25 protein-coding genes are annotated in these 24,584 nt (G+C 67.1%); 14 read left to right on the forward strand and 11 right to left on the reverse strand.

What is annotated here, in order from left to right:
* The first annotated feature begins 25 nt into the window (after nucleotides 1-25).
* On the forward strand, nucleotides 26-865 hold the full coding sequence (locus tag BST13_RS00605; protein WP_083160028.1) for a transglutaminase family protein: 840 nt from the start codon (nucleotides 26-28) through the stop codon (nucleotides 863-865).
* Here the strand turns inward: BST13_RS00605 and BST13_RS00610 are convergent.
* The gene (locus BST13_RS00610) at nucleotides 849-1,337 is read right to left on the reverse strand and encodes a MarR family winged helix-turn-helix transcriptional regulator (protein WP_083159565.1); all 489 of its coding nucleotides are present in this window, start codon (nucleotides 1,335-1,337) and stop codon (nucleotides 849-851) included. The genes BST13_RS00605 and BST13_RS00610 overlap by 17 nt on opposite strands.
* 101 nt (nucleotides 1,338-1,438) lie before the next feature.
* Between BST13_RS00610 and BST13_RS00615 the strand changes: the two genes are divergently transcribed.
* Together BST13_RS00615 and BST13_RS00620 are read left to right on the forward strand one after the other, a co-directional pair.
* Nucleotides 1,439-2,143, forward strand: coding sequence for a hypothetical protein (locus tag BST13_RS00615; RefSeq protein ID WP_211295974.1), 705 nt, complete (start codon nucleotides 1,439-1,441; stop codon nucleotides 2,141-2,143).
* Nucleotides 2,140-3,021, forward strand: a complete 882-nt coding sequence (locus BST13_RS00620; protein WP_083159567.1) for a TIGR03560 family F420-dependent LLM class oxidoreductase — start codon at nucleotides 2,140-2,142, stop codon at nucleotides 3,019-3,021. Before BST13_RS00615 ends, BST13_RS00620 begins: the two co-directional genes overlap by 4 nt.
* Here BST13_RS00620 and BST13_RS00625 read toward each other — a convergent pair.
* Nucleotides 2,988-3,845 carry a ribonuclease Z gene (locus BST13_RS00625; RefSeq protein ID WP_083159569.1) on the reverse strand — a complete coding sequence of 286 codons (858 nt, stop codon included), beginning with the start codon at nucleotides 3,843-3,845 and terminating at the stop codon, nucleotides 2,988-2,990. The genes BST13_RS00620 and BST13_RS00625 overlap by 34 nt on opposite strands.
* Nucleotides 3,846-3,946: 101 nt before the next feature.
* On the opposite strand from BST13_RS00625, the gene BST13_RS00630 reads away from it, so the two are divergent.
* Nucleotides 3,947-4,378, forward strand: coding sequence for a CBS domain-containing protein (locus BST13_RS00630; protein ID WP_083159571.1), 432 nt, complete (start codon nucleotides 3,947-3,949; stop codon nucleotides 4,376-4,378).
* Here BST13_RS00630 and BST13_RS00635 read toward each other — a convergent pair.
* The 6 genes from BST13_RS00635 to BST13_RS00655 form a co-directional block, all read right to left on the reverse strand.
* A complete protein-coding gene (locus BST13_RS00635; RefSeq protein WP_083159573.1) occupies nucleotides 4,362-5,777 on the reverse strand; it encodes an NtaA/DmoA family FMN-dependent monooxygenase in 1,416 nt (471 codons plus the stop codon). The two genes, BST13_RS00630 and BST13_RS00635, sit on opposite strands and share 17 nt — an antisense overlap.
* Entirely contained in the window at nucleotides 5,774-6,679 is a 906-nt protein-coding gene (locus BST13_RS00640) for a MetQ/NlpA family ABC transporter substrate-binding protein (protein WP_083159575.1), read from the reverse strand. The genes BST13_RS00635 and BST13_RS00640 overlap by 4 nt, the downstream gene beginning before the upstream one ends.
* A 25-nt stretch (nucleotides 6,680-6,704) precedes the next feature.
* Nucleotides 6,705-7,400, reverse strand: a complete 696-nt coding sequence (locus BST13_RS00645) for a methionine ABC transporter permease (protein WP_083159577.1) — start codon at nucleotides 7,398-7,400, stop codon at nucleotides 6,705-6,707.
* On the reverse strand, nucleotides 7,397-8,398 hold the full coding sequence (locus BST13_RS00650) for a methionine ABC transporter ATP-binding protein (RefSeq protein ID WP_083159579.1): 1,002 nt from the start codon (nucleotides 8,396-8,398) through the stop codon (nucleotides 7,397-7,399). Before BST13_RS00650 ends, BST13_RS00645 begins: the two co-directional genes overlap by 4 nt.
* A gap of 338 nt (nucleotides 8,399-8,736) precedes the next feature.
* The gene (locus BST13_RS38925; RefSeq protein WP_158087068.1) at nucleotides 8,737-8,883 is read right to left on the reverse strand and encodes a hypothetical protein; all 147 of its coding nucleotides are present in this window, start codon (nucleotides 8,881-8,883) and stop codon (nucleotides 8,737-8,739) included.
* A 271-nt stretch (nucleotides 8,884-9,154) separates the two neighbouring features.
* Entirely contained in the window at nucleotides 9,155-9,607 is a 453-nt protein-coding gene (locus BST13_RS00655) for an STAS domain-containing protein (RefSeq protein ID WP_083159581.1), read from the reverse strand.
* Between the two features lie 150 nt (nucleotides 9,608-9,757).
* Between BST13_RS00655 and BST13_RS00660 the strand changes: the two genes are divergently transcribed.
* Nucleotides 9,758-10,366, forward strand: a complete 609-nt coding sequence (locus BST13_RS00660; RefSeq protein WP_170064244.1) for a GNAT family N-acetyltransferase — start codon at nucleotides 9,758-9,760, stop codon at nucleotides 10,364-10,366.
* 34 nt (nucleotides 10,367-10,400) lie between these two features.
* Here BST13_RS00660 and BST13_RS00665 read toward each other — a convergent pair whose 3' ends face one another.
* Nucleotides 10,401-11,015, reverse strand: a complete 615-nt coding sequence (locus BST13_RS00665; protein WP_083159582.1) for a type II toxin-antitoxin system PemK/MazF family toxin — start codon at nucleotides 11,013-11,015, stop codon at nucleotides 10,401-10,403.
* 35 nt (nucleotides 11,016-11,050) lie between these two features.
* On the opposite strand from BST13_RS00665, the gene lepA reads away from it, so the two are divergent.
* Nucleotides 11,051-12,958, forward strand: coding sequence for a translation elongation factor 4 (gene lepA, locus BST13_RS00670; RefSeq protein ID WP_234791950.1), 1,908 nt, complete (start codon nucleotides 11,051-11,053; stop codon nucleotides 12,956-12,958).
* Between the two features lie 27 nt (nucleotides 12,959-12,985).
* On the opposite strand, the gene BST13_RS00675 is transcribed toward lepA, so the two are convergent.
* Together BST13_RS00675 and BST13_RS38930 are read right to left on the reverse strand one after the other, a co-directional pair.
* The gene (locus tag BST13_RS00675; RefSeq protein ID WP_083159584.1) at nucleotides 12,986-14,419 is read right to left on the reverse strand and encodes a cytosine permease; all 1,434 of its coding nucleotides are present in this window, start codon (nucleotides 14,417-14,419) and stop codon (nucleotides 12,986-12,988) included.
* Nucleotides 14,419-14,583: a hypothetical protein gene (locus BST13_RS38930; RefSeq protein WP_158087069.1), complete on the reverse strand. Its 165-nt coding sequence runs from the start codon at nucleotides 14,581-14,583 to the stop codon at nucleotides 14,419-14,421. Before BST13_RS38930 ends, BST13_RS00675 begins: the two co-directional genes overlap by 1 nt.
* A 128-nt stretch (nucleotides 14,584-14,711) precedes the next feature.
* Between BST13_RS38930 and BST13_RS00680 the strand changes: the two genes are divergently transcribed.
* From BST13_RS00680 to BST13_RS00715, 8 genes are all read left to right on the forward strand, one after another.
* Nucleotides 14,712-16,091 (forward strand): flavin monoamine oxidase family protein, encoded by a 1,380-nt coding sequence (locus BST13_RS00680; RefSeq protein ID WP_083159586.1) that lies wholly within the window; start codon nucleotides 14,712-14,714, stop codon nucleotides 16,089-16,091.
* 35 nt (nucleotides 16,092-16,126) lie between these two features.
* The gene (locus tag BST13_RS00685) at nucleotides 16,127-18,220 is read left to right on the forward strand and encodes an acetate--CoA ligase family protein (protein ID WP_245839225.1); all 2,094 of its coding nucleotides are present in this window, start codon (nucleotides 16,127-16,129) and stop codon (nucleotides 18,218-18,220) included.
* Entirely contained in the window at nucleotides 18,217-19,023 is an 807-nt protein-coding gene (locus BST13_RS00690) for an SDR family oxidoreductase (protein WP_083159588.1), read from the forward strand. Before BST13_RS00685 ends, BST13_RS00690 begins: the two co-directional genes overlap by 4 nt.
* Before the next feature lie 46 nt (nucleotides 19,024-19,069).
* Nucleotides 19,070-20,230 (forward strand): acyl-CoA dehydrogenase family protein, encoded by a 1,161-nt coding sequence (locus tag BST13_RS00695; protein ID WP_083159590.1) that lies wholly within the window; start codon nucleotides 19,070-19,072, stop codon nucleotides 20,228-20,230.
* Nucleotides 20,231-20,313: 83 nt separating this feature from the next.
* Entirely contained in the window at nucleotides 20,314-20,907 is a 594-nt protein-coding gene (locus tag BST13_RS00700) for a TetR/AcrR family transcriptional regulator (protein ID WP_083159592.1), read from the forward strand.
* A 54-nt stretch (nucleotides 20,908-20,961) separates the two neighbouring features.
* Complete coding sequence (locus tag BST13_RS00705) at nucleotides 20,962-21,729, forward strand: sensor domain-containing protein (protein WP_245839226.1); 768 nt, start codon at nucleotides 20,962-20,964, stop codon at nucleotides 21,727-21,729.
* 171 nt (nucleotides 21,730-21,900) lie between these two features.
* Nucleotides 21,901-23,190, forward strand: a complete 1,290-nt coding sequence (locus tag BST13_RS00710) for an NtaA/DmoA family FMN-dependent monooxygenase (RefSeq protein WP_083159594.1) — start codon at nucleotides 21,901-21,903, stop codon at nucleotides 23,188-23,190.
* On the forward strand, nucleotides 23,187-24,572 hold the full coding sequence (locus tag BST13_RS00715) for an LLM class flavin-dependent oxidoreductase (RefSeq protein WP_083159596.1): 1,386 nt from the start codon (nucleotides 23,187-23,189) through the stop codon (nucleotides 24,570-24,572). Before BST13_RS00710 ends, BST13_RS00715 begins: the two co-directional genes overlap by 4 nt.
* Nucleotides 24,573-24,584 lie beyond the last annotated feature (12 nt).

Consider the following 24,584-nt stretch of genomic DNA (forward strand, 5'->3'; position numbering starts at 1 on the left):
GCGCTCGTCTGAAGAGGAGAACATGATGTGGCGCATGCGGGTGGTGCACTCGACCGGCTACGCATACAAGTCGCCGGTGACCGCGTCCTTCAACGAGGCCCGGCTGACACCCCGGTCGGATTCCCGGCAGAACGTGATCCTCAACCGGGTCGAGACCGTGCCGGCCACACGGTCGTACCGCTATGTGGATTACTGGGGCACCGCGGTGACGGCGTTCGACCTGCACGCGCCGCACACCGAACTGGAGGTGACGTCGTCGTCGGTGGTCGAAACCGAGATCGGCGAGCGGCCGGAGGACGTCGTCAGCTGGGATGACCTCGCGTCCGAAGCAGTGATCGACCGGTTCGACGAGGTGCTCAGCCCCACGCGTTACACGCCCATGAGCAAGCGGATCCAGCGGGTGGGCGAGCGGATCGCCAAGGAGTACGAACCCCACGACGCGGTCATCGCCGCCGCGCAATGGGTTCGCAGTGAACTCGACTATGTCCCCGGCACCACCGGCGTGCATTCATCAGGTCTCGACGCCCTGCGAGAAGGCAAGGGCGTCTGTCAGGATTTCGCGCATCTTTCGCTGATCATGTTGCGCTCCATGGGAATTCCCTCGCGCTATGTGTCGGGGTATCTACATCCCGACAGCCGGGCTGCGGTCGGCGACACCATCGACGGACAGAGCCACGCCTGGATCCAGGCCTGGACGGGCGGGTGGTGGCACTATGACCCGACCAACGATGCCGAGATCAACGAGCGGTACGTGAGCGTCGGTGTGGGCCGCAACTACTCCGACGTCACACCGCTCAAGGGCATCTACTCCGGCGAGGGATCCACAGACTTGGACGTGGTCGTGGAGATCACTCGGCTGGCTTGACCGAGCCTGCGCCGCCCAGGTTGCGGAAGCCCGGATGCACGTGCGGCGTCAGCTCATGCTGATCGGCGAGCGTCTGCAGCAGTTCCCGCAGCGTCGCTCGTTGTGCGGCATCGAGACCCGCGGTCATCCGCTCGTCGTGGCGGCGCGCCAGCTCTCCGATGCGCCGCAGGATCTTCTTGCCTGCGGTGCTGAGGTACAGCGCGTGCAACCTGCGGTCGTCGGGGTTGCGGCGCCGTTCGACGTAGCCGCGGTCCTCCAGATCGTCGACATAGCTGACCACCCGGCTGGGTAACAGGCCGAGCTGGGTGCTCAGTGACTGCTGGCTGAGGCCGGGTTGCGCGCCGATGGCGCGCAGGATGCCCGCGTGCGGCGGGGTGAGCTCGACGCTCGCCATCTGCTCGGCGAACAGGGTCGCTGCCCGGTGGCCGAGTTGCGCCAGCAGGAATGCCGCAGTGTCCGGGCCACTTTCCATGCTGAAACGGTATCACCGGCAAATGATTCACAACTGAAAACATTCAGCAGGTCAGTCGGCGGCGCTTGCCGCCGCTGCGCCGTGGGCATATCGTTCAAACTATGAATGATTCACCGGCTGATCGAACTCGGTCCGCCCCGACCGGCAGGCAGGGCGGGCCTCCGCTGGCCCCGCTGGCAGCGGTTTCGCTGGGACTGCTGCTGGCCGGGGTCATCGTCGGCGTCGCAATCGGGGGTGTGATGCCGTTGCCGTACGGTGCCGCCGCCGACATCCTTCGATACGTTCACGAGCACCATGGGGCCGTGCGGGCTTGTGCGGTGGGCACATTCGCGGCCTCGGTGCCGCTGGCGATCTACGCCGCCACCGTGAGCACCCGGCTACGTCAACTCGGTGTCACGGCGCCCGGTGCGACCATCGCCCTGGCCGGTGGGATTCTCGCGGCCGGATCACTCGGGCTCTCCGGCCTGATCTGCTGGGCCATGTCCCGGCCCGAGGTGGTGGTCGACGACGGGTTGATCCGCGCGCTGTACTACCTGGTGTTCCTCACCGGCGGGGTGGGGCACATCGTCGCACTCGGCCTGCTGGTCGCAGGCATCGCGGTGCCCAGCCTGCTGCTGGGGCTGGTGCCGCGGACGCTGGCCTGGGCCGGTCTCGTGATCGCCGTGCTCGCCGAACTCGCGACGCTGGTTCTCATCTGGCCCGAAACCGCTGCGGTGTTGCCGATCGCCCGATTCACCGGATTCGTCTGGCTGATCGTCGTCGGTGCGCTCTTGCCGAAGCGTCGGACCGATCGGAGGCGCGCATGAAGCTCAGTGTCAGCGTCACGAACTACTCGTGGCCGGAACCGATCCACGCCCGGCTGATGTCACTGGCCGCACGCCTCGACGACACCGCGGTCGACACGCTGTGGGTGGCCGACCATCTGCTGCAGGCCGATCCGTCCTGTCAGACTGACGAGCCGATGCTCGAGGCCTACACCGTGCTGGGTTACCTGGCGGCGGCGACGCATCGGGTTCGGTTGGGCACCATGGTGACAGCGGCGACCTTCCGCGCGCCCGCCGTGCTCGTCAAAGCGGTGACGACGCTCGACGTGCTCTCGAACGGGCGGGCCTGGCTCGGTCTCGGTGCGGGCTACAACGCTGCCGAAGCCACCGCGATGGGACTGTTCTTGCCTGACACCGCCGAGCGGTTCGCGCGGATGACCGAACTGCTGCAGTTGGCCGAACGCATGTGGCGGGGCGATCAGACCGCCTTCCGAGGTGCGCACTTGACGGCCCAGCAGCCCATCGGCAACCCTCGGCCGGTGACCGTGCCGCATCCTCCGGTGCTGATCGGCGGCACGGGCGAGCGCCGCACGCTACGCCTCGTCGCGCAGTACGCAGACGCCTGCAACCTGTTCGACATCCCGGACGGCGGGCGCGCCATCCGTCGTCAACTCGGGGTGTTGGACCGTCATTGCGCTGAGGTGGGGCGCCCCGCCGATGCGGTCCAGCGCACGGTGACCACGGCGCTGGAACCGGGGGAGTCGGTCGCCGGACTGGTACGGCGCTGTCTGGCGCTCGGTGACCTCGGTATCGATCACGTCGTGCTCATCACGCGCGGACGTCCCTGGGCCGACACCGATCTCGACGTCGCCGCCGGTGCGGCCGATCAGCTGCGCGACCTGGCGCACACCCCGGGATGAACTTCGACCCGGTGCAGATCGTTGCCCAGCTCGATCTGCCGGTCGAATTCCGTTGCGGCCCTGGCACGCCACTCGTCTTCCTGGCCCGCAGCGATCCCCGGCACGTAGTGGGTGAGGATGAGGATGCCGACCCCGGCGCGCGCGGCGGTGGCTGCGGCCTCCTCGACCGAAGAGTGGTAGTCACAGATGTCGCGGATCCGCTGCATGGGCAGCTGCTCGACGAGATCCTTGCGGATCACCGTGTGCACCAGGGCACCGGCGCCTGCGGCGAGGGCATCGAGCCCCGGACACGGCACCGTGTCACCGGCGACCACGACAGAAGCGCCGTGATGCTCGATGCGAAACCCGATGGTCGGCTCCACGGGCCGGTGGTCGGTGGGGCCCACCAGGGTTCGCACGCCGTCGCGGTCCCATACCAGCCCCTCGGTGTATTCGTGCACCTCGACCGGTGGCGGTGCGGTGAGATCGGCGTGATGGGCGATCCGGTACCCGATGTCGGGGCCGAAGGCTTCGAGCATCGCCTCGACCACTCGTTTGGTCCCCGGCGGCCCGATGATCTGCAGCGGAATCTGCTCGGTGAAGGTGGTCACCCACCGGGTGATGATGACGTCGCCCAGGTCGGCGATGTGATCGCTGTGCAGGTGCGTGAGCAGCAACGCGCTGAGCGCGTTGGCGCCGGAACCCACTGCGGCCAACCGTTGTTGCACGCCGCGGCCACAGTCGATGAGAAACGTCTGGCCACCGGCACGGATCAGCGTGGCAGGCCCGGCCCGGTCCGGGTCGGGGATGGGGCTGCCGGTGCCGAGCAGAGTGACCTCGATCATGCGCCCAGGTATACCCGGTCATGCGCCTTGGGCGAGCCCCTTTCGCATGGACCGTCGCCGACCTAGCCTGGTGTGAGGTGGATCACGATCGGAGGCGGACGATGCGGATCGCGGATGTGCTCAGCAACAAGGGCGCCGCCGTGGCGACGATATCTCCGGAAGCCACGGTGTCTCAGCTGCTGGCCGGGCTGCACGAGATGAACATCGGCGCGATGGTGGTGGTCGGTCCCGAAGGGCTGGCAGGCATCGTGTCCGAGCGCGACGTGGTGCGCAAACTCCACGAACGCGGCAGCAGCCTGTTGGCGCAGCCGGTCTCGGAGATCATGACGACGGTGCTCGCCACGTGCACCCCGCGCGACACGGTCGACCACCTCAGCGTGCTGATGACCCAGAACCGCGTGCGGCACGTGCCGGTGCTCGACGGTGGCCGGCTGGCCGGCATCGTCAGCATCGGTGACGTCGTCAAGACCCGGATGGAAGAGCTCGAAGCCGAGCAACAGCAGCTGCAGGCCTACATCACGCAGGAGCGCTGACGCGTTCGCCGACACCGTCCAGAAGATCGTTGTCGGCGAAGGCGCCTCGGTAGGCCGCGGCCGGATGGCGGTCGGGCAGCCGGTCGCCGCGTCCCAACAGCTTGTGGCGCAGCGTGCCGGACTTGTCGGTGGCGATCAGCCCCCGCTCGCGCAGCGTCGGGAACAGCCGGTCGGCCACCTCCTGGAACGACTGGGGGACCGTGGCGTGATAGACGTTGATGCCGTCGACGCCGGCCTCACGCCATTCCTCGAGGCGGTCGGCGATCTCGTCGGCGGTGCCGACGACGCGGTTGGCACCTTCCAGAACCCAGGCCATGTCCCGGATCGTCGGCTCGGCATTGCCCGATGCTTCCGTCGCCCACCGGGTGAAACTCTTGATCCCGGTGAACTCGCCGAGTTGGCTGATCGGGGTGTCCAGCGGCAGGCTGCCCGCGTCGATTCCGGCATCGCCCAACGCGTGCAGGGCAATTCCTTCCAGGTCCAGGTAACGCTTGAGTTCATCGTTGCGCCGGACCGCGTCGGCGTGGGTGTCGCCGATCACGAACGACAGGCCCTGGGCGAACGTGATGTCGTGCGGAACGCGTCCGTTTTCGACTGCCAGAGCACGAGTTTCGGCGGTCAGTTGGTGCGCGGCTTCTGGATTCGGGCTGCTGATGTACACACCCTCGGCGTTGCGGGCCGAGAACAGCTGTCCGGCCGGTGACGAACCTGCCTGGAACAGAACCGGTGTGCGCTGCGGTGACGGCGACGAGAAGTGCGGACCCTCCACCCGATACCGCTTGCCGACGTGGTTGATCTTGTGGATCTTGGCAGGGTCGGAGTGCACGCCGCGGTCCTTGTCCTGCACGAGCGCGTCCTCGTCCCAGGATCCTTCCCACAACTTGTAGGTCACGTCGACGTATTCGTAGGCCCACTCGTAGCGCTCGTCGTGGGCGAGGGTGCCGTCATGGCCGAAGCTGCGAAACATGTTCTCGTTGAAGCTCGTCACGATGTTCCAGCCGAGCCGGCCGTCGGTGTAGTGGTCCAACGACGACATGCGTCGCGCGAAGTCGAACGGGTGGTCCTGGATGATCGAGCTGGTGAACACGATGCCGAGGTGATCGGTCGCGGCGGCCAGCGCCGAGGCGAGCACCGACGGATCGTTGACCGGGATCTGGATACCGGCCTCGACGGACTTGCGCCAGTTGCCGTTCCACCGTGCCCGCAGCCCGAACACATCGGCGAAGAACAGCAGATCGTAGCCGGCGCGGTCCACCGCAGTGGCCAGCGACGTCCAGTGCCGAAGCGAGTTGAACTTGTGGTTCTGCGCCTCCGGCGCCCGCCAAAGACCGTGCAGCACATGGGATGCGGTGTTCATCACGAACGCCGAGAAATACAGCGGCCGCTTGCTCGGGCTCATGAGATCGGTCCCAACGTGTCGCGGATCAGGGTGTTGTCGGTGGTCTTGAGGAATTCGGCGACCTTGGGATCCTTGAACGTCTGGATGAGCTTCTGGACGTTGGGATCATTGAGATGCTTGTTGCTGACCACCAATCCGCCTTCGCTGCCTTTCGGAGCCGGATGCCGGGCCAGGATCTGGTTCTCTGTCAGGCCCGCGGCGTACACGTCGGAGATGTGGACCACGATGGCGTCGACATCGGCGAGGCTGCGTGCCAGCTGGCCGATCGGAACCTGAACGAACTGGTAGTTCTTGGGATTGGCCGCGATATCGCCCAGCTGCGGCAGTCCCGCAAGGGTCTCCTTGCCCGGCTTGAGGGTGATCTGGCCGGCCTCGGCCAGGTCGAGCAGAGCGATCGCCTGACCGGCCGGGTCGTCGCGCAGCGCGATCTTGGCGCCCGCGGGCAGCTGCGCCCAGCTGCGGTACTTGTTCGAGTACGTCGCCTGGTCCCAGGTGAATGTTGGTGCGGCCAAAGTCAATTGGAATCCGTTGGCGGCGATGGCGTCGTTGAGGAACGGCTGGTGTTCGAAGAAGTTACCTGCCACCGTACCCGCATCGACGGCACGGTTGATCTCGATGAGGTTGTCGATGCGCACCGGTTTGATGGTGATCCCGTGGTCTGGCGCGACGTTCTGGGCGATGTAGGCCAGCAGGTTCTCCGCGGCGATGTCGGTGCTCCACGTCGCGACGTCGAGCGTCGTGCCGAACGGCTTGTCCTGGTTGGTGCTGTTGGCGAAGAAGATGCCGCCCACGACGACGATGACGACGCCGATTGCCGCCGCGATCCAGGGCCATCGCTGCTTCTTCTTGATCTCGATGTCGATATCGCCGACGGTGGGCGACGTGGTCTGCTGCTCGGTCACGGACGTTCCTTCGGGTAGCGGGTTTTCAGCGTGTGAGTGCCTTGACGACGCGGTCGCCGACGAACTGGACGACCTGGATCGTGATGATCAGCGTGACCGCGGTCGCGATCATGATGTTGTCGTCGAACCTGTTGTAGCCGTAGGTGATTGCCAGGTTGCCAACGCCTCCGGCGCCGATCGATCCGGCGATGGCCGAGTACTCGATCATGGCGATGACGTTGACTGTCAGAGCCCCTGCGAGGGCGGGCAGCGCCTCGGAGAGCTGGACGGTCCGGATGATTTGAAGGGTGGTGCCCCCGGACGCCTGGCCCATGTCGGTGACGTCGGACCGCACCTCGCGCAAGGCGTTCTGCACCAGTCGCGCGAAGAACGGCACACCCGCGGTGGTCATCGGCACGATGGCGGCCGGGATTCCGATAGTCGTACCGACGATGAACCGCGTCACCGGGATGATCGCTGCCATCAGGATCAAGAACGGCAGCGACCGCCCGACGTTGACGATCGTGTTGAGCGTGGTGAACACCCGCGGGTTGGGATACAGCCCCAGCGGGGACGTGTTGTGCAGGGTGACACCGAGTGGGGTGCCGATGATGACGACCAGGACCATCGTGATGCCGACCATCAGCCACGTCTCTCCGTATGCCGGCAACAGCAGATCGGGGACGTGTTGCCACGGAGTGCTGAAGTCCTCCTGGGCGAGGACGGTGGCCGACGGGGTCACGCCGCCTCCCGGTCGGAGCTGAGCCGGGCCGCGCGGACGTGCAACCCGCGGTCTCTCAGATGGTCGACGAAACCCGTTGGGGCCGACGGGGAGATGGCCAGCACCGCCCGCCCGACCGCGATACCGCGGATGGCCTCGACGCTCGCGGACAGCACGTCGACCCGCAGACCCGAGACCCCGGGGACGCTGTGGACGGCGGTGAGCCAGTCCAGCGGGACTTGGCGCGAGGCGTAGGAGACTTCCCAGATGTCGGCCGGGCCGTCCGCGGTCATGGCGGGGCGCTCGGGGAGCAACTCGCGGGCCAGGGCCGAATCCGGATTCAGGATGATGTCGGTGACCGAGCCGTGTTCGACGATGCGGCCGCCGTCGATGCGGGCCACCGAGTCGGCGATCTCGCGCACCACTTCCATCTCGTGGGTGATGAGGATGACGGACAGACCGAACTCGTCGCGAAGGTGGCTGAGCAGGGCGAGGATTGACTTCGTGGTGGTCGGGTCGAGCCCCGCGGTGGCCTCGTCGGACAACAGCACCGACGGTCGCAGCGCCAGCGCGCGGGCGATGCCGACGCGCTGCTTCTGGCCTCCGGAGAGCTGCGCGGGAAAATACCCGCTGCGATCCGCGAGTCCCACCCGGTCGAGCAACTCACCGACCCGCCGGTCGATGGAATCGTCGGTGGCGCGCAGGTACTCCAGCGGCAACGCGACATTCTGTGCGACGCTGCGACGCCGCAGCAGGGGCGCGCTCTGGAAGATGACGCCGATGTCGCGGCGGGCGGCGATCAGTTCGGCCCCGTCGAGTCGCGCGAAGTCCTTGCCGTCGACTCGCACGGTGCCGCTGCTCGGGCGCTCGAGAAAGCTCACACAGCGCGACAACGTGCTCTTGCCTGCGCCACTGGGCCCGACGACCGCCAGAATCTCACCGCTGCCGACCGACAACGAGATGTCGTCGAGGACAGTACGGTCCCCGAAACGTTTGGTGAGGCTCTCGATCTCTATCACGGACGCTCTCTGGGTTGATGCGGACACGTCGGCGCAGCGCTGCGCGGGGGATGGCCGGAGACCTTCCGACAGCCCGCAATGTACGCGCAACGCTGGGCGCGCCACAGGGTAGAAATCGAATTGATCGAAAGTGCCGAGTCAGGTTTGCTTACCGCGCACCCGGATTCGCATCGATGCAGCGCGGCTCGCAGCCAAGTGACTGGGGCACAGGTCATTACGTGACAGGCCGCGCCAGCATTTGATAACGGCTCACGTCGTCGCCATTTCCCAGCAGTCACCGGGAATCGGTTGGCGCTCAGCGCGGTCGACGACCTCGACCCGCATCCGGCCCGGAGCTGCTACGTGGCGGCTCGCCGGTCGAGAAGATGGTCGACGCGCGACATCCATCGGATCATCGCGGCATAGTCGGCCTCGGCTCGCGCCTTCTTGACCTGCTGATAGGCACTGAATATCTGGCTATCGAGCGTGGAAACCAAATTGATCATCTTGCGTGTCCTTCCGATCACAGTGACCGCAAGGACGGCGCAAACTGCGGACGGCTCTCCGCAATGACAGCGATCCCAGTCATGATGGACAGCTCCTCACCCATCCTCGCCAAACACCCTTGTATTCCCCGAATCACGGCTGCTTAATCTCACTTTCACCGCGGTTGGCTGGCGCATCTTGGAGTCCGTGCCGCACCTGGGTGGCGGCCGCGGGAGAACGGAATCGGTTGTCCGGCATTGCGCATCCGAGACCTCGGCGGTGCGGCGGCGTCTAGTCGCCTGCCAATTTCTTGCATTCCAGAGTGGTGACCGACCGAAGCCGCCACGTGGCATCAGGCGTTTCCGCGAGCCGCAGCACTGCCTCGTCCAACGTCTCCGCGACCGGCAGTCCGAACCCGGTTGCGGTGGGCAACAGCAGCTTCACGGCATCACTTGCCACCAAGACCCAGTCCCGCCCGCTTTGACGGCACTCCGTCGCGAAACGGAGTATTGCCCTGAAACCGGCGAAGTTGATGAAGCCCACACCGCTGCAATCGAGGACCAACGGACGGCCGACGTGCACGAATCGGATCAGGTAGTGGCTGACGTGACGGACGCTGCGGGCATCGATCTCACCGCCGACTTCGATGACCACCGCCGGGGGACGCGGATAACTGCACAGCCGCACGCCGAGCGCGGGTGCACAAGTTGAGATGCGGGTGAGTTTAGGACCGGTGTAGGTCATGGCAACCCCTTGTGATCGGTACGCATCGTCGCATCCTGGGCTTGGTTCTCAAGTCCGACGATGGACAAAGCTGACCTAGAACTACCCGTTCCCTACGCGTCTACTCCTCCTTCTCATCTGGCGGCTCATCGAATATGCGATCGTGGGCAGGTGGTCGCCGTCGATGTCCGCCCCGTGCACAAGCCCGACGTCAGGCAGCTCGCTGCCGTGCTGGCGCGCGCGTTCCACGACGACCCGGTGATGAAGTGGCTGCTGCCCGAGGATTCGCGTCGGCGGCGGGGGCTGGTACCGCTGTTCGCGACCATGACGCGTCACCACTTCCTGGCCGGCGGCGGCAGCGAGGTGGCCGCCCGCAACGGACGGATCGGGGCTGCGGCGCTGTGGGATGCGCCGGGTCAGTGGCGACATTCCTGGCGCCAGCAGCTGCTGATGATGCCGGCGTTTCTGCGGGCGTTCGGGCGGCGGGGCACCCGTGGTCAGCAGATCGAGGCACTGATGAAGGAACACCATCCCGAGGAGCCGCATTGGTACCTCGCAGTGATCGGGAGTGACCCCACCGTCCGCGGCGGCGGTTTGGGTCATGCGTTGATGCGGTCGCGGCTGGATCGCGTCGACGCCGAGCATGCGCCGGCCTATCTGGAGTCGAGCAATCCGGACAACATTCCGTACTACCTGCGGTTCGGATTCGAGGTCACCGGCGAGATCCGGTTACCTGACGGTGGCCCCTCCCTGACCCCGATGTGGCGGCAGCCACGGTAGAGCCTGGGTGGCGGCAGCCACGGTAGAGCCTGGGTCAGCTCCAGGAGTACTCGGCGCGCAGGCGGGCGGCGACCACCTCGAACCGGTCACGGTCGAGGATCGCGCCTTCGCGGCGGATGCTCTCTTCGGGCACGTCGAGCACGCGATCCAACCGGACCCAGCTGGCCCGGCCGTCGTAGTCCCAGCTGCCGGTACCGATGCCGACCCAGTGGGGTTCGTTGCGGTGGTGTTCCTGGCTGGACAGCATCAGGCCGAGCAGGGTCCGCTGATCGCGGCCCACGACCAGGACCGGGCGGTCTTTGCCTCTGGTCGGGTCGTCTTCGTAGACCACCCAGGTCCAGACGATCTCGCCGGGATCGGCCCGACCGTCGAGATCGGGTGCGTAGATGAGCCGGCGGGCCCGATGAGCGGTCGGAACGGTGTGCTGTGAGACCGGCCGGCCCGCGGTGATGGCCGGGGCGCGGTCAGCCTGGCTGCCGGCGAGCACCTCGAGGCCGAGCTTGATGCCCTGCTGGATCCCCTGTTGGACCGTGCGCGGCACGGTCTCGGGATTCTGCAGCTGGCGGATGAATTTCGGCGCCTCGTTGAACACGAGGTTCTCCGCAAAGCGCTGAAACGCCTTCCACTGCGACGCCATGGTGTCGAGCATAGGGCAGGATCGGCGGCCGCGATTGTGTCGCGGGGGTGGGTGCTCGATACCCTGGATGGGCACAGCACGTGCTCGACACCCACGCTCACCAGGAGATTCCCATCAGCAGTTTCGCCGACAAGACGTTCACTGCGCCGGCGCAGATTCGGAACTTCTGCATCATCGCCCACATCGACCACGGCAAGTCGACGTTGGCCGACCGGATGCTGCAGCTCACCGGCGTCGTCGATGACCGGTCGATGCGTGCGCAGTACCTCGACCGCATGGACATCGAGCGCGAACGCGGCATCACCATCAAGGCTCAGAACGTGCGGCTGCCGTGGCAGGTCAACGGCGAGGATCACGTGTTGCACCTCATCGATACGCCCGGCCACGTCGACTTCACCTACGAGGTGTCCCGTGCGCTTGAGGCCTGCGAGGGCGCGGTGCTGCTGGTGGACGCCGCACAGGGCATCGAAGCGCAGACGCTGGCCAACCTGTACCTGGCGCTCGACCGCGACCTGACCATCATCCCGGTGCTCAACAAGATCGATCTGCCCGCCGCGGATCCCGAGCGCTATGCCGGTGAGCTCGCCCACATCATCGGCTGCGAGCCGTCCGATGTGCTCCGTGTCTCCGGCAAGACCGGTGAGGGCGTGGCGGAGTTGCTCGACGAGGTGGTGCGGCAGGTGCCTGCGCCGACCGGTGACGCCGACGCGCCGACGCGCGCGATGATCTTCGACTCGGTCTATGACATCTACCGCGGCGTGGTGACCTATGTCCGCGTGGTCGACGGCAAGATCGTCCCGCGCGAGAAGATCGCGATGATGTCCACCGGGGCCACCCACGAACTGCTCGAGGTCGGCATCGTCTCGCCCGAACCCAAGGCCAGTGCGGGCCTCGGGGTTGGGGAGGTCGGCTACCTCATCACCGGGGTGAAGGACGTCCGGCAGTCCAAGGTCGGCGATACCGTGACCACGGCCAGGGGCGGCGCCAAGGAAGCACTGACCGGGTACCGCGAACCGAAGCCGATGGTCTATTCGGGCCTGTACCCGGTGGATGGTTCGGACTATCCGGACCTGCGCGATGCACTGGACAAGCTGCAGCTCAACGACGCAGCGCTGACCTACGAGCCGGAGACCTCGGTGGCGCTCGGCTTCGGGTTCCGCTGCGGCTTCCTCGGGTTGTTGCACATGGAGATCACCCGCGAGCGCCTGGAGCGCGAGTTCGATCTCGACCTGATCTCCACCTCACCCAACGTCGTGTACCGCGTCATCAAGGACGATGGATCGGAGATCGTGGTGACCAACCCGTCGGACTGGCCCGAGGGCAAGGTCCGCGAGGTGTACGAGCCGGTGGTGAAGACGACGGTGATCGCGCCCAGCGAGTTCATCGGCACCATCATGGAGCTGTGCCAGTCGCGCCGCGGTGAACTCGGCGGCATGGACTACCTGTCACCCGAACGCGTCGAACTGCGTTACACGATGCCGCTCGGCGAGATCATCTTCGACTTCTTCGACTCGCTGAAGTCGCGGACCCGTGGCTATGCCAGCCTCGACTACGAAGAGGCCGGCGAGCAGCAGGCCGATCTGGTCAAGGTCGACATCCTGCTGCAGGGCGAAGCCGTCGACGCGTTCAGCGCCATCGTGCACAAGGATTCGGCGGCGGCCTACGGCAACAAGATGACCACCAAGCTCAAGGAGCTCATCCCGCGCCAGCAGTTCGAGGTCCCGGTGCAGGCCGCGATCGGCTCGAGAATCATTGCCCGCGAGAACATTCGGGCGATCCGCAAGGACGTGCTCTCCAAGTGCTACGGCGGTGACATCACCCGTAAGCGCAAGCTGCTGGAGAAGCAGAAAGAGGGCAAGAAGCGCATGAAGACCATTGGGCGCGTGGAGGTTCCGCAGGAAGCCTTCGTCGCTGCGCTGTCGACGGACGCAGCCGGGGACAAGGCGAAGAAGTAGCCCCGGCGCGCCCGTCGAAGTCGGCGCTCAGCGCGGGTAGCCACCGGCTCCCGTGCGTTGCACCACCAGCCGGGTCAGCAGGTAGTGCACCAGCCCGGCGACCGCGAAGGCGGGCAGCGAGGCCGTGGTGTACCGGAACACGCCGGTCGGTTCGTAGGTCACCGGGTTGAGCAGCAGTGCGTAGGTGACCGCGCCTGCGGCGACGGCGACGAACGCCGCGATGTTGAACCCGTTCCAGTAGCTGTATGCGGATTCGCCGACGGGTCGGAACAGGTCGCGGACGTTGAGGTGGCGACGCCGCAGGACGAAGTAGTCGACGATCTGGACCGCGCACAACGGCGCCAACACGATGGCACCCCAGGACACGAACCGCCCGTAATTGTCGTACACGGCCGACGGGAAGAACACCAGAACGGCGGCCGGGCCGAGGATCACTGCGAGCATGAGAGGCCATGCCGCCTTGCGGAAGAACGCTCCGCCGCCGCCCTTGAGGGCGACCATCGACGCGTAGCCCTGCGACAGGATCGCGGTGATGTTGGCCAGGCAGATGATGACCAACGCCACCACGCCGAGACCAGCGCCTGCGAGCGGGATCATCCACTGGGTCGGATCCTCGATCTGCAGCGACAGGGCGGCCAGGACGCCGACCACCGCGGCGCACACCGAGGCGCCGAAGACACCGATCCAGTTGGGCCAGAAGGCGGCTCGCGAGCTGCGGGTCAGCCGAGCCAGATTGCCGAGGTTCGGCCACCAGGCGAAGCCGCCTGCCAGGTTCAGTTCGACGGCCAGCATGAAGCTCAGATGCGGGTCGTCGCCGGCACCGCCGAGCGGGACCAGTGCGGTGAGATCAGACCAGCTGTGGCCGGAGAACACGATCACGATGACGCCGACGATGATGAGCACCAGCAGCGGTGCGATGAAGCGGCACACCGCCTCGACCGACACGGGGCCGCGCGCCAACACGATCCAGGACACCACGATGGCGACCAGGCCCAGCAGGCTGGCGGCCGCGCCGGATTCCGAAAGGTGTGTTCCGGCAATCTGGTTGACGACGGTGACCAGGCCGTGGCCGAACATGATGGCCAGCACGGCCGACCAGGCCGCGGCGAGCACGGTGGACACCGAGACCATCACGATCCGGGCGCCGTTCTCGCCGAAGATGCTGCGCAGGCCGACGAACTGTTCGATGCCGTACTTGACCGAGGGCATGCAGGGGGCCAGGGCGACGAGCAGGACGCTGATGCCGTAGCCGATGACGATCGACGCGATGGCCTGTGTGACACCCACGTAGTAGGCGACTGCGGCGCCCTGCAGGAACGCCCAGGTGGCCACCGCGAGACCCACGTTGACTGCGGAGTGCTGCCAGAAGCCCCAGATCCGTTCGGCCGGACGCAGGGGGAGATCGGTCAGCGTGGCATCCAGGCTGCCCTCGGCGCCGCTCTGGCGCAGTGCGTCGGACATCAGTACGCCCACCACAGGAGCGCGACGGTGGCCAGGGCGAGGGCGGCGATGGCGACCAGCAGATCGGTCGTCGGTAGGTCGGACACCTGCATGGCGGTGCCGTCGGGGGACTCCAGCATGCTCAGGCGTTCCTCGAGTTCTTGGTCGAATGTCGTCTCGTCCACCGGGCTCCATTTCTGATTGGCGGGCCAGTTTAAGAGAGTCTGTGGCGACGCTCACAACTTGTCAACCCGGTTGACGGACTCACATTGATTCTTGACTGGCGGGCCAATTAACAATAAGAATCGAACCTATGACAACAACCTCGCTGTCCGGGGACTCCGTCCACACCGTGGTGATCGGGGCCGGCTATGCCGGACTTGCCGCAGCATTGTCGTTGGCGGACAACGGCACCGACGTGCTGGTCCTGGAAGCGTCGGACCGCGTCGGAGGCCGCGTGCACTCCCAGCGGCTCGGCGGCGGCGTGGTGGTCGACCACGGCGGGCAGTGGGTGGGGCCCACCCAGCACCGGCTGCTCGCCGCGGCCGAACGGTTCGGGTGCGCGACCTTCCCGACCTACGACACCGGTGATCACCTCGAACTGTGGGCCGACGGCAGCTGCCGCCCCTTCCGGGGTGCCGGGCCGGTCGACGGACCCGGCGTCGAGCAGTACGTCGAGGCGACCGAGGCCATCGACAAGCTCGCCGTCTCGGTCGACCTCGACAACCCGAGTGCCACCGAGCGGATCGCCGAGTGGGACAGCGAAACCGTGCAGTCGTACTTCGATCGCACAGTTGCCGATGCCGACGCGCGCCGGCGTCTCGCACTGGCGGTGCAGGGCGTCTGGACCGTGGAGCCAAGGGACATCTCCCTGTTCCACCTGCTCTTCTACGTCGCGTCCGCCGGTGGATTCGACCAGCTCATGGAGACCTCCGGATGCGCACAGGAGCGACGCTTCGTTGGCGGCGCACAGTCGGTGGCCTTGGCCATGGCCGAGCATTTGGGCGAGAAGGTCCGGCTCAACACACCGGTCACGCACGTCGAGCACAGCGCGGACGGCGTGCGCATCGACACCGACCGCGGGCCGGTGTACGCCTCGCACGTGGTGGTGGCGGCGTCCCCGGGGGCGGCGGTCCGGATCCGGTTCACGCCGACTCTGCCGCCGTCGCGCAACCGCTGGATGGAACGCAGTCCGATGGGCGAGGTCTCCAAGATCCACACCGTCTACGACCGGCCGTTCTGGCGCGAGCGCGGACTGTCCGGGCAGGCCACGGTGTACGGCGACCGCAACGTCGGCGTCGTGTTCGACAACTCGCCCGAGGCAGGCGAGGCCGGGGTGCTGGTGTCGTTCACCTACGGTGACCGCCAGCGTCGCTGGGCAGCGTTGCCACCGGCCGAGCGCCGTGCCGACATCCTCGCCACGCTAGGTGCCATCTTCGGGGACGAGGCGGCAAACCCCGTGCAGTACACCGAGAAAAGCTGGCCCGAAGATCCCTGGGCGCACGGCGGGTATGCGGCCAATCCCGCGCCCGGAGTGTGGGTCGAACACGGTGCCACGGGATGGCGCGCCCCGTGCGGGCGGATCCATTGGGCGGGTTCGGAAACGGCGAGCGTCTGGAACGGCTACATCGACGGCGCGATCGCGTCCGGGCAGCGTGCTGCTGACGAGATCATCGCTGCCGCAACGCCGTAATCGTCTTCACCGTCACCACAGATAGGAACAATCACGTGGCGCAAACTTCTGTGCTCGGCCGCGCCGGCGCAGACCTCAGCGTGTTCAGCGACCCGCGCTCGGTCGCCGTTGTCGGTGCCTCCGAGGACCCCGCGAAGTGGGGCTATTGGCTGGCCTCGGGTGCCCTGACGGGTGCCGGTCGTCGCGCGGTGCACCTGGTCAACAGCCGGACACCGCAGGTGCTCGGCCAACCGTGCGCGGCGAGCCTGCTCGATCTCCCGGAGGCTCCCGATCTGGTCGCGCTGTGCGTTCCGGCCGCCCACATCGACACCGTGGTCGACGAAGGCCTGCAGCGCGGCGCGCGCGGTTTCCTCGGGATCACCGCAGGCGTCGCCGACGAGCGGGCCCTGGCGGCGCGGATCGCCGCCCACGGAGCCCGGCTGATCGGCACCAACAGCCTCGGAATCTACGACGCCAGCAGCGACCTGCAGCTGATGTGGGGCAGCCTCACGCCCGGGCCGCTGGCCATCGTCTCGCAGAGCGGGCAGCTCGGTTCCGAACTCGCCGCGATGGGGCTGCGCCACGGCCTGGGGGTGTCCCGGTTCGTGTCGATCGGCAACCAATCAGATGTCACCGCAGTCGAATTGCTCGCCGACCTGGCCGGTCACGACGCCACCCGGGTGGTGGTCGTCTACCTGGAGAGCTTCACCGATGGAGAGGCCCTGTTCGACACCCTCGCCGCGCTGCGCGCGACGGGCAAGCCGACGGTGCTGCTGACCGTGGGCTCCAGCGCCGCGAGCTCCCGGATGGCGCGCTCGCACACCGGATCGCTGACGTCGTCGCTCGACCTGGTCGACGCGGCATGCCGCGCCGCGGGTGTGGTGCGGGTCAAGACGCCTGCAGAGGTCATCGACGCCGCGCGCACGCTGCTGGCCGCGCCCGTGCCCAACGGGCGGCGCATCGCGATCGTCGGGGACAGCGGCGGGCAGAGTGCGATCGCCGCGGACGTGGCCTCGGAGCGGGGGCTCACGGTCGCGCCGTTCCCCGAATCGCTGCGCGAGTCCCTCGCCGGGATGCTGCCCGCGGGTGCGGCATGCGCCAATCCGGTCGACCTCGCCGGGGCGGGGGAGAAGGACATCGAGAGCTACGCAACGGTTGTCGAGCAGGTCGCGGCGACGCCCGGCATCGACGCCGTGGTGATGACCGGATATTTCGGGTGCTACTCGCAGGACATCCCGGCGCTGGCGGCCGCCGAGGTCGCGGTCGCCCAGCGGCTCGGTAGGCTCGTCGATGCCACCGGCATCCCCGTCGTGGTGCACACCATGGGCCCGGAATCGACGACGGCGCAAGCACTCTGGAGTTGTGGGGTACCTGCGTTCGGCTCGATCGAGGCCGCAGCGGGCGCGTTGGCCCACGCCGCCGAACTGTGCGCACGCCCCGCCGTCGACTCGGCCGCAACGGAGGCGACACCCGACACCGCGGTGAACCCCGGCTACTGGGCGGCGCGGGAACTGCTGGCGCAGAAGGGAGTTGCCTTCCCCGCTGGTGCGGTGGTCAACACCGGTGCCGACCTGGCGACGCTGGGCGCGCTGCAAGCGCCGTACGTGCTCAAGGCCGGATGGCTGGAGCACAAGAGCGAAGTCGGTGGCGTCCGAATCGGTCTCGCCGACGCTGCCGAGCTGCACGCGGCGTTCGAGGACATGCACGGCCGGCTCGGTGACGGCGATTATGTCGTCGAAGAGCAGGACGTGCGCGACGGCGCCGTGGAGGTTCTGGTCAGCGCGCGGCGTGACCCGCAACTCGGCGCCTTCGTGGTCGTCGGTGCGGGCGGCACGGAAACCGAGGTGCATCAGGACGTCCGCGTCGAACGTGCGCCGGTGTCACACGCGGCCGCCCGGCACATGCTCGACGACTTGCGCATGGCCCCGCTGCTGCGGGGCTGGCGCGGACGGCCCCCGGTCGACATCGACGGCCTGGCCGATCTCGTGGTGGCGGTCTCCGAATTGATCGCCCACCGCCGCGACATCGCCGAGGTCGAGCTCAACCCGGTGCGGGCCACACCGCACGGGGCCATCGCGGTGGACGCGCTGGTGATCCCCGTGGCAGGGCAAGAACATTGCGAATCAACGGAATTGGGAGACGACACGTGACAACACCGGACACTTCGACCGAATTCACCGGCCGGGTCGCACTGGTGACCGGCGGTGGCAGCGGGATCGGTCAGGCCATCGCGGTGCGGTGGGCCGCGGCCGGCGGCACCGTCGCGGTGCTGGGGCGCCGCAAAGAAGCCCTCGAGGAGACCGTGCGCCTGGCCGAGGCCCATGGCGTGACCGCCGAAGCGGTCGTGTGCGACGTGCGTGATCACGTCGCCGTCGCGGACGCCGTCGACGACGTCGTCACCCGGCACGGCCGCATCGACGCGTTGGTCAACAACGCGGCAGGCAACTTCGTCGTGCCGTCGGAGGACCTCTCGCCCAACGGCTGGAAAGCGGTCACCGACATCGTCCTCAACGGCACCTTCTACTGCACGCACGCGGTCGGACGGCACATGCTGGCCCAGGGCGGGGGCACCATCCTCAACGTCATCGCCAGCTATGCCTGGCACGGCCACCCGGGCACGGTGCACAGCGCCGCGGCCAAGGGCGGCGTGGTCGCCATGACCCGCACCCTTGCGGTGGAATGGGGAGCCCGCAACGTCCGGGTGAACTGCATCGCCCCCGGCCCCACCGAAACCCAGGGCGCTGGAGCGGCGTTGTGGCCCACCGCCGAGGCCCGTGCCGACGTGCTGGCCAGCGTGCCCGCAGGCAGGTTCGCGAGCCCCGAGGAGATCGCCGAGTCCGCCGCATTCCTGCTCAGCGACCGCGCCGCGTTCGTCACCGGCGATGTGCTGGTCGCCGACGGCGCCCAGTGGCTGGGCAAGGCGATCTACACCGACCCGCTTGCTCGTACCTGAAACCGCACGAGCCCAACAACTTTCACCACCGAAGAGGAGACCAGACATGCAGACCACCAATATCCCGGCCTGGCCGCTCAGCGATGAGCAGCGCCAGATCGTCGAGCTGTGCCGCGACTTCGCCGCCAAGGAGATCCGGCCCCGCGGCCGCGAGGTCGACGAGGCCGACACCGTCACGCCGGTCGACATCTTCCACAAGGCCGCCGAGGTCGGCATCACCGACTTCATGATTCCCGAGGAGTTCGGCGGCGGCGGCTTCACCGATGTCTTCACGCAGTGCCTGGTGCAGGAAGAACTGTGCTGGGGCGATCCCGGTATCGGCAACCTCGTGTGCTCGAACGGCTTCTTCTCCGATCCGATCATGGTGCTGGGTACCGAGGATCAGAAGAAGCGCTGGCTGACCCCGCTGACCGGGCCGAAATCGCCGATGACCTCGCTGGCCACCACCGAGCCGGAATCCGGCTCGGACGCCGCGTCGATCGTCACCACCGCGACCCGAGTCGAGGGCGGCTACCGCATCAACGGTCAGAAGGCGTGGATCTCCAACGCCGGCGCCGCCGAGTTCTACGTCATCTTCGCCAAGACCGACCCCACCAAGCGGTCGGGCGGCGTGACCGCATTCCTGGTCCACCGCGACGCCCCCGGAATGACCTTCGGCGAACCGATGAAGAAGATGGGGCAGCGCGCCATCGTGTGCCGCGAGATCTTCCTCGACGACGTGTTCGTCCCCGAGCAGGACCGACTCGGCGAAGAGGGACAGGGCTTCTACGGCCTGATGGGCACTTTCGACATCTCGCGGGTGGTGCTCGGTGCGGCCGCCGTCGGTGCGGCGCGGGCTGCCTACGAGTACGCGCTGGACTACGCCAAGACGCGAAAGCAGTTCGGGGTGGCGATCATCGAACACCAGGCGGTGGCGTTCCGGCTCGCCGAGATGGCGACCCGCATCGAATCGGCCCGCCTGCTGGTGCTGCACGCCGCCCGGGTGATCGACAGCGGCGCGCCGGCGCGTGGGCTGGCAGCGATGGCCAAGCTCACGGCGTCCGAGACGGCCATGTTCGTGACCCACGCGGCGGTCCAAACCCTTGGCGGCTGGGGATATTCGCGTGAGTACCCGGTGGAGCAGTGGATGCGTGACGTCAAACTGGAGGAGATCGAGGAGGGCACCTCGGACATCATGAAGCTGGTGATCTCCCGCAACCTCGGCTGACCCGGCCGGGCATTGTTGATTGAACGTACAGTTATCGGACTTGTACGATCGGCCCAGCAATGCCGAGCTGATCCGGAGAGCCGATGCCACGTCCCAGCGTTGAGGCCGAGCGGCGGCCGCAGATCTTGTCTGCGGCCTGCGAGGTGATCGCGCAGATAGGCATCCCGGCGCTGCGGCTGTCGGACGTGGCCAAGGAGGCCGGCGTCAGCTCCGGCACTGTCCACTACTACTTCGAGACCAAGCGCGACGTCATCACCGCGGCGTTCGAGTTCAACCTCGCCGATTCGCTGGCGCGTCGGCAGGAATTGCTGAGCTCGGAGAAGGACAGTCTGGCCATCCTGCACGATCTCGTGCAGTCCTACCTGCCCACCGACGAACGTTCTCGGCGGGCCTGGAAGGTGTGGCTGGCGCTGTGGGCAGAAGGCAGCCGCGACCCGGTGCTGCAGGAGATCAACGACCGGCTCTACGGTCAGTGGCGTGACGTGGTGGCCGGGGTGATCCGGTCGGCGCAACACCAGGAACTGGCCCGATCGGGTGACCCAGTTGTGCTGGCCAACATGCTCATCGGCATGCTCGACGGGCTCGCGGTGCAGGTGCTCCTCGGCTCGCAGAGCATGTCCTTGGAAGCGATGCAGGAGACCTGCAAGGCGTTCATCGGTGACGTCATCGCCCGGTGAATCGGGGCGCTGCCGTAGTAGGGTCGAGATGATTGCTGTCGGTGGGAGTAGGCGATGAGAACGGTTGGCGCGCTCGGATTGCTGGTGTCCGCCGTCTTACTGACGGCGGGGTGTACCAAGGTCGTCGACGGCAATGTGGCGGCTGCCCACGGTTTGGCGCCGCGCCCGCTGAGCGGTCAATCCGTCGAAAAGGCACTGCCCGACATCGGACAAGTGGAGAAGCTCGTCGGTGAAACCCTCGCCGAGGACACCTACGTACCGCCGATCTCGGGTGGTCTCGACGACCTGCCCAACGGTTTGGCCACCGAACAGGATGCGACACCGCACGACTGCGTCACGGTCTCGAGTCCCATGCAGCGCAGCACCTACGAATCCGCTGACGTCACAGGCGCTGCCAGCACACAGTGGAAAGGCGACCAGTCCGACGGTGCGGTGCTGGCCGTCGACGTCGGTGTGGTTGCCCTCGGTAGCGTGGCCGATGCCAATGCACTGTTCGCCGGGTTCGCCAAGCAGTGGAAAGACTGTCAGGGCCAGACGGTGACGCTCGTGAGGGAGTCGGTTCGCGGTGGCTACTACACCGACGCGATCACCGACGTGCGGGAGACCGGTTCGGTGATCGCGGCCACCGTCGAATTCGGCCACACCACAGACCAGTCGACCAGCCCGGTGGCCCGCGCCATCGGCGTGCGGGCCAACTGCCTCGTCGAGATCGAGGTCGCGTTCTACAGCGATGCGGTCACATCGGGCAAGCCGTCGAATGTCGACAGCGTCGCCATCGACATCGCGCGCGCGATGATGGACCGCGTCGAGGAACTCACCTGACCTTCTTCCCGCGAGGAGACACGCGCGAGGAGACACGCGCGAGCAGACACGTAAGTCCGCGACACGCCGGTTTTCGCGGACCTTTGCGACTGCTCGCGCATGGAATGTCAGTTGGCTTCTGGCTGAGCGCAACTCTGTAACCGGAGCGGCGGCGACCGTAGCGTCGGCTCAGTGCCCAAAGAACTACATCTGCTCGCTTTCGGCAACACCCGCTCCGCAGGCCCCTGGCGGCATCCCGGCATCGACAACAGCACCGCCGGGGTACGGCGGCGCCTGATCGAGCACGCCCGAACCGCCGAGGCGGGAACTTTCGACGCGCTGTTCTTCGCCGACGGACTCAACTACGGACCGCCCGCGACGTGGGCCTACAAAACGCCGGAGGACTTCGAACCGCTGACCGCGACGGCGGCGCTGTCCTCGGTGACCGAGCACATCGGCCTGGTCGTCACCGGGTCGGCAACCTTGCAACATCCGTATCACCTTGCCCGCCAACTGCTCTCACTCGATCACCTCAGTGGTGGCCGAGCCGGCTGGAACCTGGTCACCAGCTTCGCGCAGGCCGCCGCCGACAACTTCAGCGCCAACGGCGTCGTCGACCACGACGAGCGGTATCGCATCGCCGAAGAGGCCCTCGACGTGGTGCGCAAGCTGTGGGACGGGTGGGGCGAGGACACCGTCGTCGAAGACCGCGAAGCCGGGATCTTCCACGACGTCACCAGGATTCGTCCCGCCAACCACCACGGACGGTACTTCGACGTCACCGGTCCGCTCGGCGCTTCCCGGTCGGCGCAGGGCCAGCCTGTGCTGTTCCAGGCCGGCTCGTCGGAGACCGGGCGCGCCTTCGCGGCCCGCCATGCCGAGGTCATATTCACCAGCCACGGCAACCGGGCCCGTGCGCAGGAGTTCTACCGCCAGATCCACGCCGCGAGCGTGGGCCGGGCGCGGCCGCCCCTGATCACACCGTCGCTGCGGTACGTGGTCGGGTCCACCGAGGACGAAGCCAAGCGCGCCGAACGCGAGGAATACCAGTACTTCAGCCCGGAGTATCAGGCGGGGTGGTTGCTGGAGGTCGACGTCGACGTCACCGGCGCGGACCTCGACGGCCCCGTGCCTGCGTCGGCGTTCCCGAAGCACACCGAGACGCATCAGACCGCGCTGGCCGGTTACCGCGCGCTCGCCGCCGACGGCAACCCCACCGTGCGAGAGTTCCTGTATCGCACCGTGAACGGTTGGGGCGCCTCGGTCGTCGGCACCCCTGAACGCATCGCCGACGAGATCGAGGAGTGGTTCAGTACGGCGGCCGCCGACGGCTTCGTCCTGCGTGACACCGGATTGCCCGGACAGACCAAGTTGTTCGTCGAACAGGTGGTACCGGTGCTGCGCAAACGCGGCCTGTTCCGCCACGAATACACCGGGACGACGTTGCGCTCGCATCTCGGCCTGGAGGTGCCCGCCCGATGACCTCGCGAGATCCGTTCGTGCTGGCCGCCTTCACGATGTCGACGGTGTCGCACGGCAACTTCGGGTTGTGGCGCCACCCACAGGATCAGACCTCCCACTACACCGACATCCGGTACTGGGTGGAGCTGGCGAAACTTCTCGATACCGGCGGATTCGACGCCCTGTTCGTCGCGGACGCGGTCGGCCAGCTCGATGTGTTCGGCGGCGACGCGGCCGCGGCGCTGACCCGTGCGGTGCAGACGCCGGTGACCGATCCGCTGCTGGCGGTCTCGGCGATGGCCGCCGCGACAACCCATCTCGGCTTCGGTATCACGGTGTCCACCACCTACGAGAGCCCGTATCTGCTGGCGCGCAAGTTCAGCACGCTCGATCATCTCACCGGTGGCCGCATCGGCTGGAACATCGTCACGTCGCTACTGGACAGTGCCGCGCGCAACATCATCGGCCGCGACCGGCAGATCCCACACGACGAGCGTTACGCCATGGCCCAGGAATTCCTAGAGGTCACCTACAAGCTGTGGGAAGGATCCTGGGAGGACGGCGCAGTGGTCCGCGACCGGGAAGCCGGCGTCTACACCGATGCGGCGAAGGTGCACGGCATCGGTCACGAGGGCAGGTATTTCACCGTTCCCGGTGCGCATCTGGTCGAGCCGTCGCCGCAACGGACCCCGGTGTTGTTCCAGGCCGGAACGTCCCCCGCCGGACGGGAATTCGCAGCGCGCAACGCCGAGTTGGTGTTCGCCAGCGATCCGCGGCCCGAGGTGCTGCGCGCCAACATCGACGACGTCCGCAGGCGCGCGGTGGCCCACGGCCGCAATCCCGATGCGATCAAGTTCTTGACCTCCATCGAAATCGTCACCGACACCACCGATTCTGCGGCAAGGGCCAAGGCCGACGAACTGTCCCGCTACCACGATCTGGATGCCGGACTGGTGCTGCTCTCGGCGCTCAGCGGCGTCGACTGGTCCACCTACGGCGTCGACCGGCCCATCGAACAGTTCGACACCGACGCCAGCCGCTCGATTCTCGCCGCGGTGGGGGACAGTCGAATCACCTTGCGCGACTATGTCGGGGGACTCGGAGGTTTCGGCGGGCAGCTGTTCGTCGGGGCGGCCGCCACGGTGGCCGACGAACTGGAGGCCTACGCCGAGCGCACCGGGGTCGACGGGTTCAACATCGCCTACCACGTCACTCCGGGCAGTTTCGCCGACGTCGCCGAATATCTGATACCCGAGCTGCGTCGGCGTGGCCGGGCCAGGACTACGGACAGTCCAACCACCCTGCGGCAGCGGCTGTTCGGCGGTGACTCCGCGGTGCTGCCGCCGGACCATCCCGGCGCCGGTTTCCGGCTGGCAAAAGAATCCCGCCGATTCGATAACTGACGCCGCCGCCGA

Source organism: Mycobacterium aquaticum (genome assembly GCF_002086485.1).
Taxonomy (GTDB): Bacteria; Actinomycetota; Actinomycetes; order Mycobacteriales; family Mycobacteriaceae; genus Mycobacterium; species Mycobacterium aquaticum.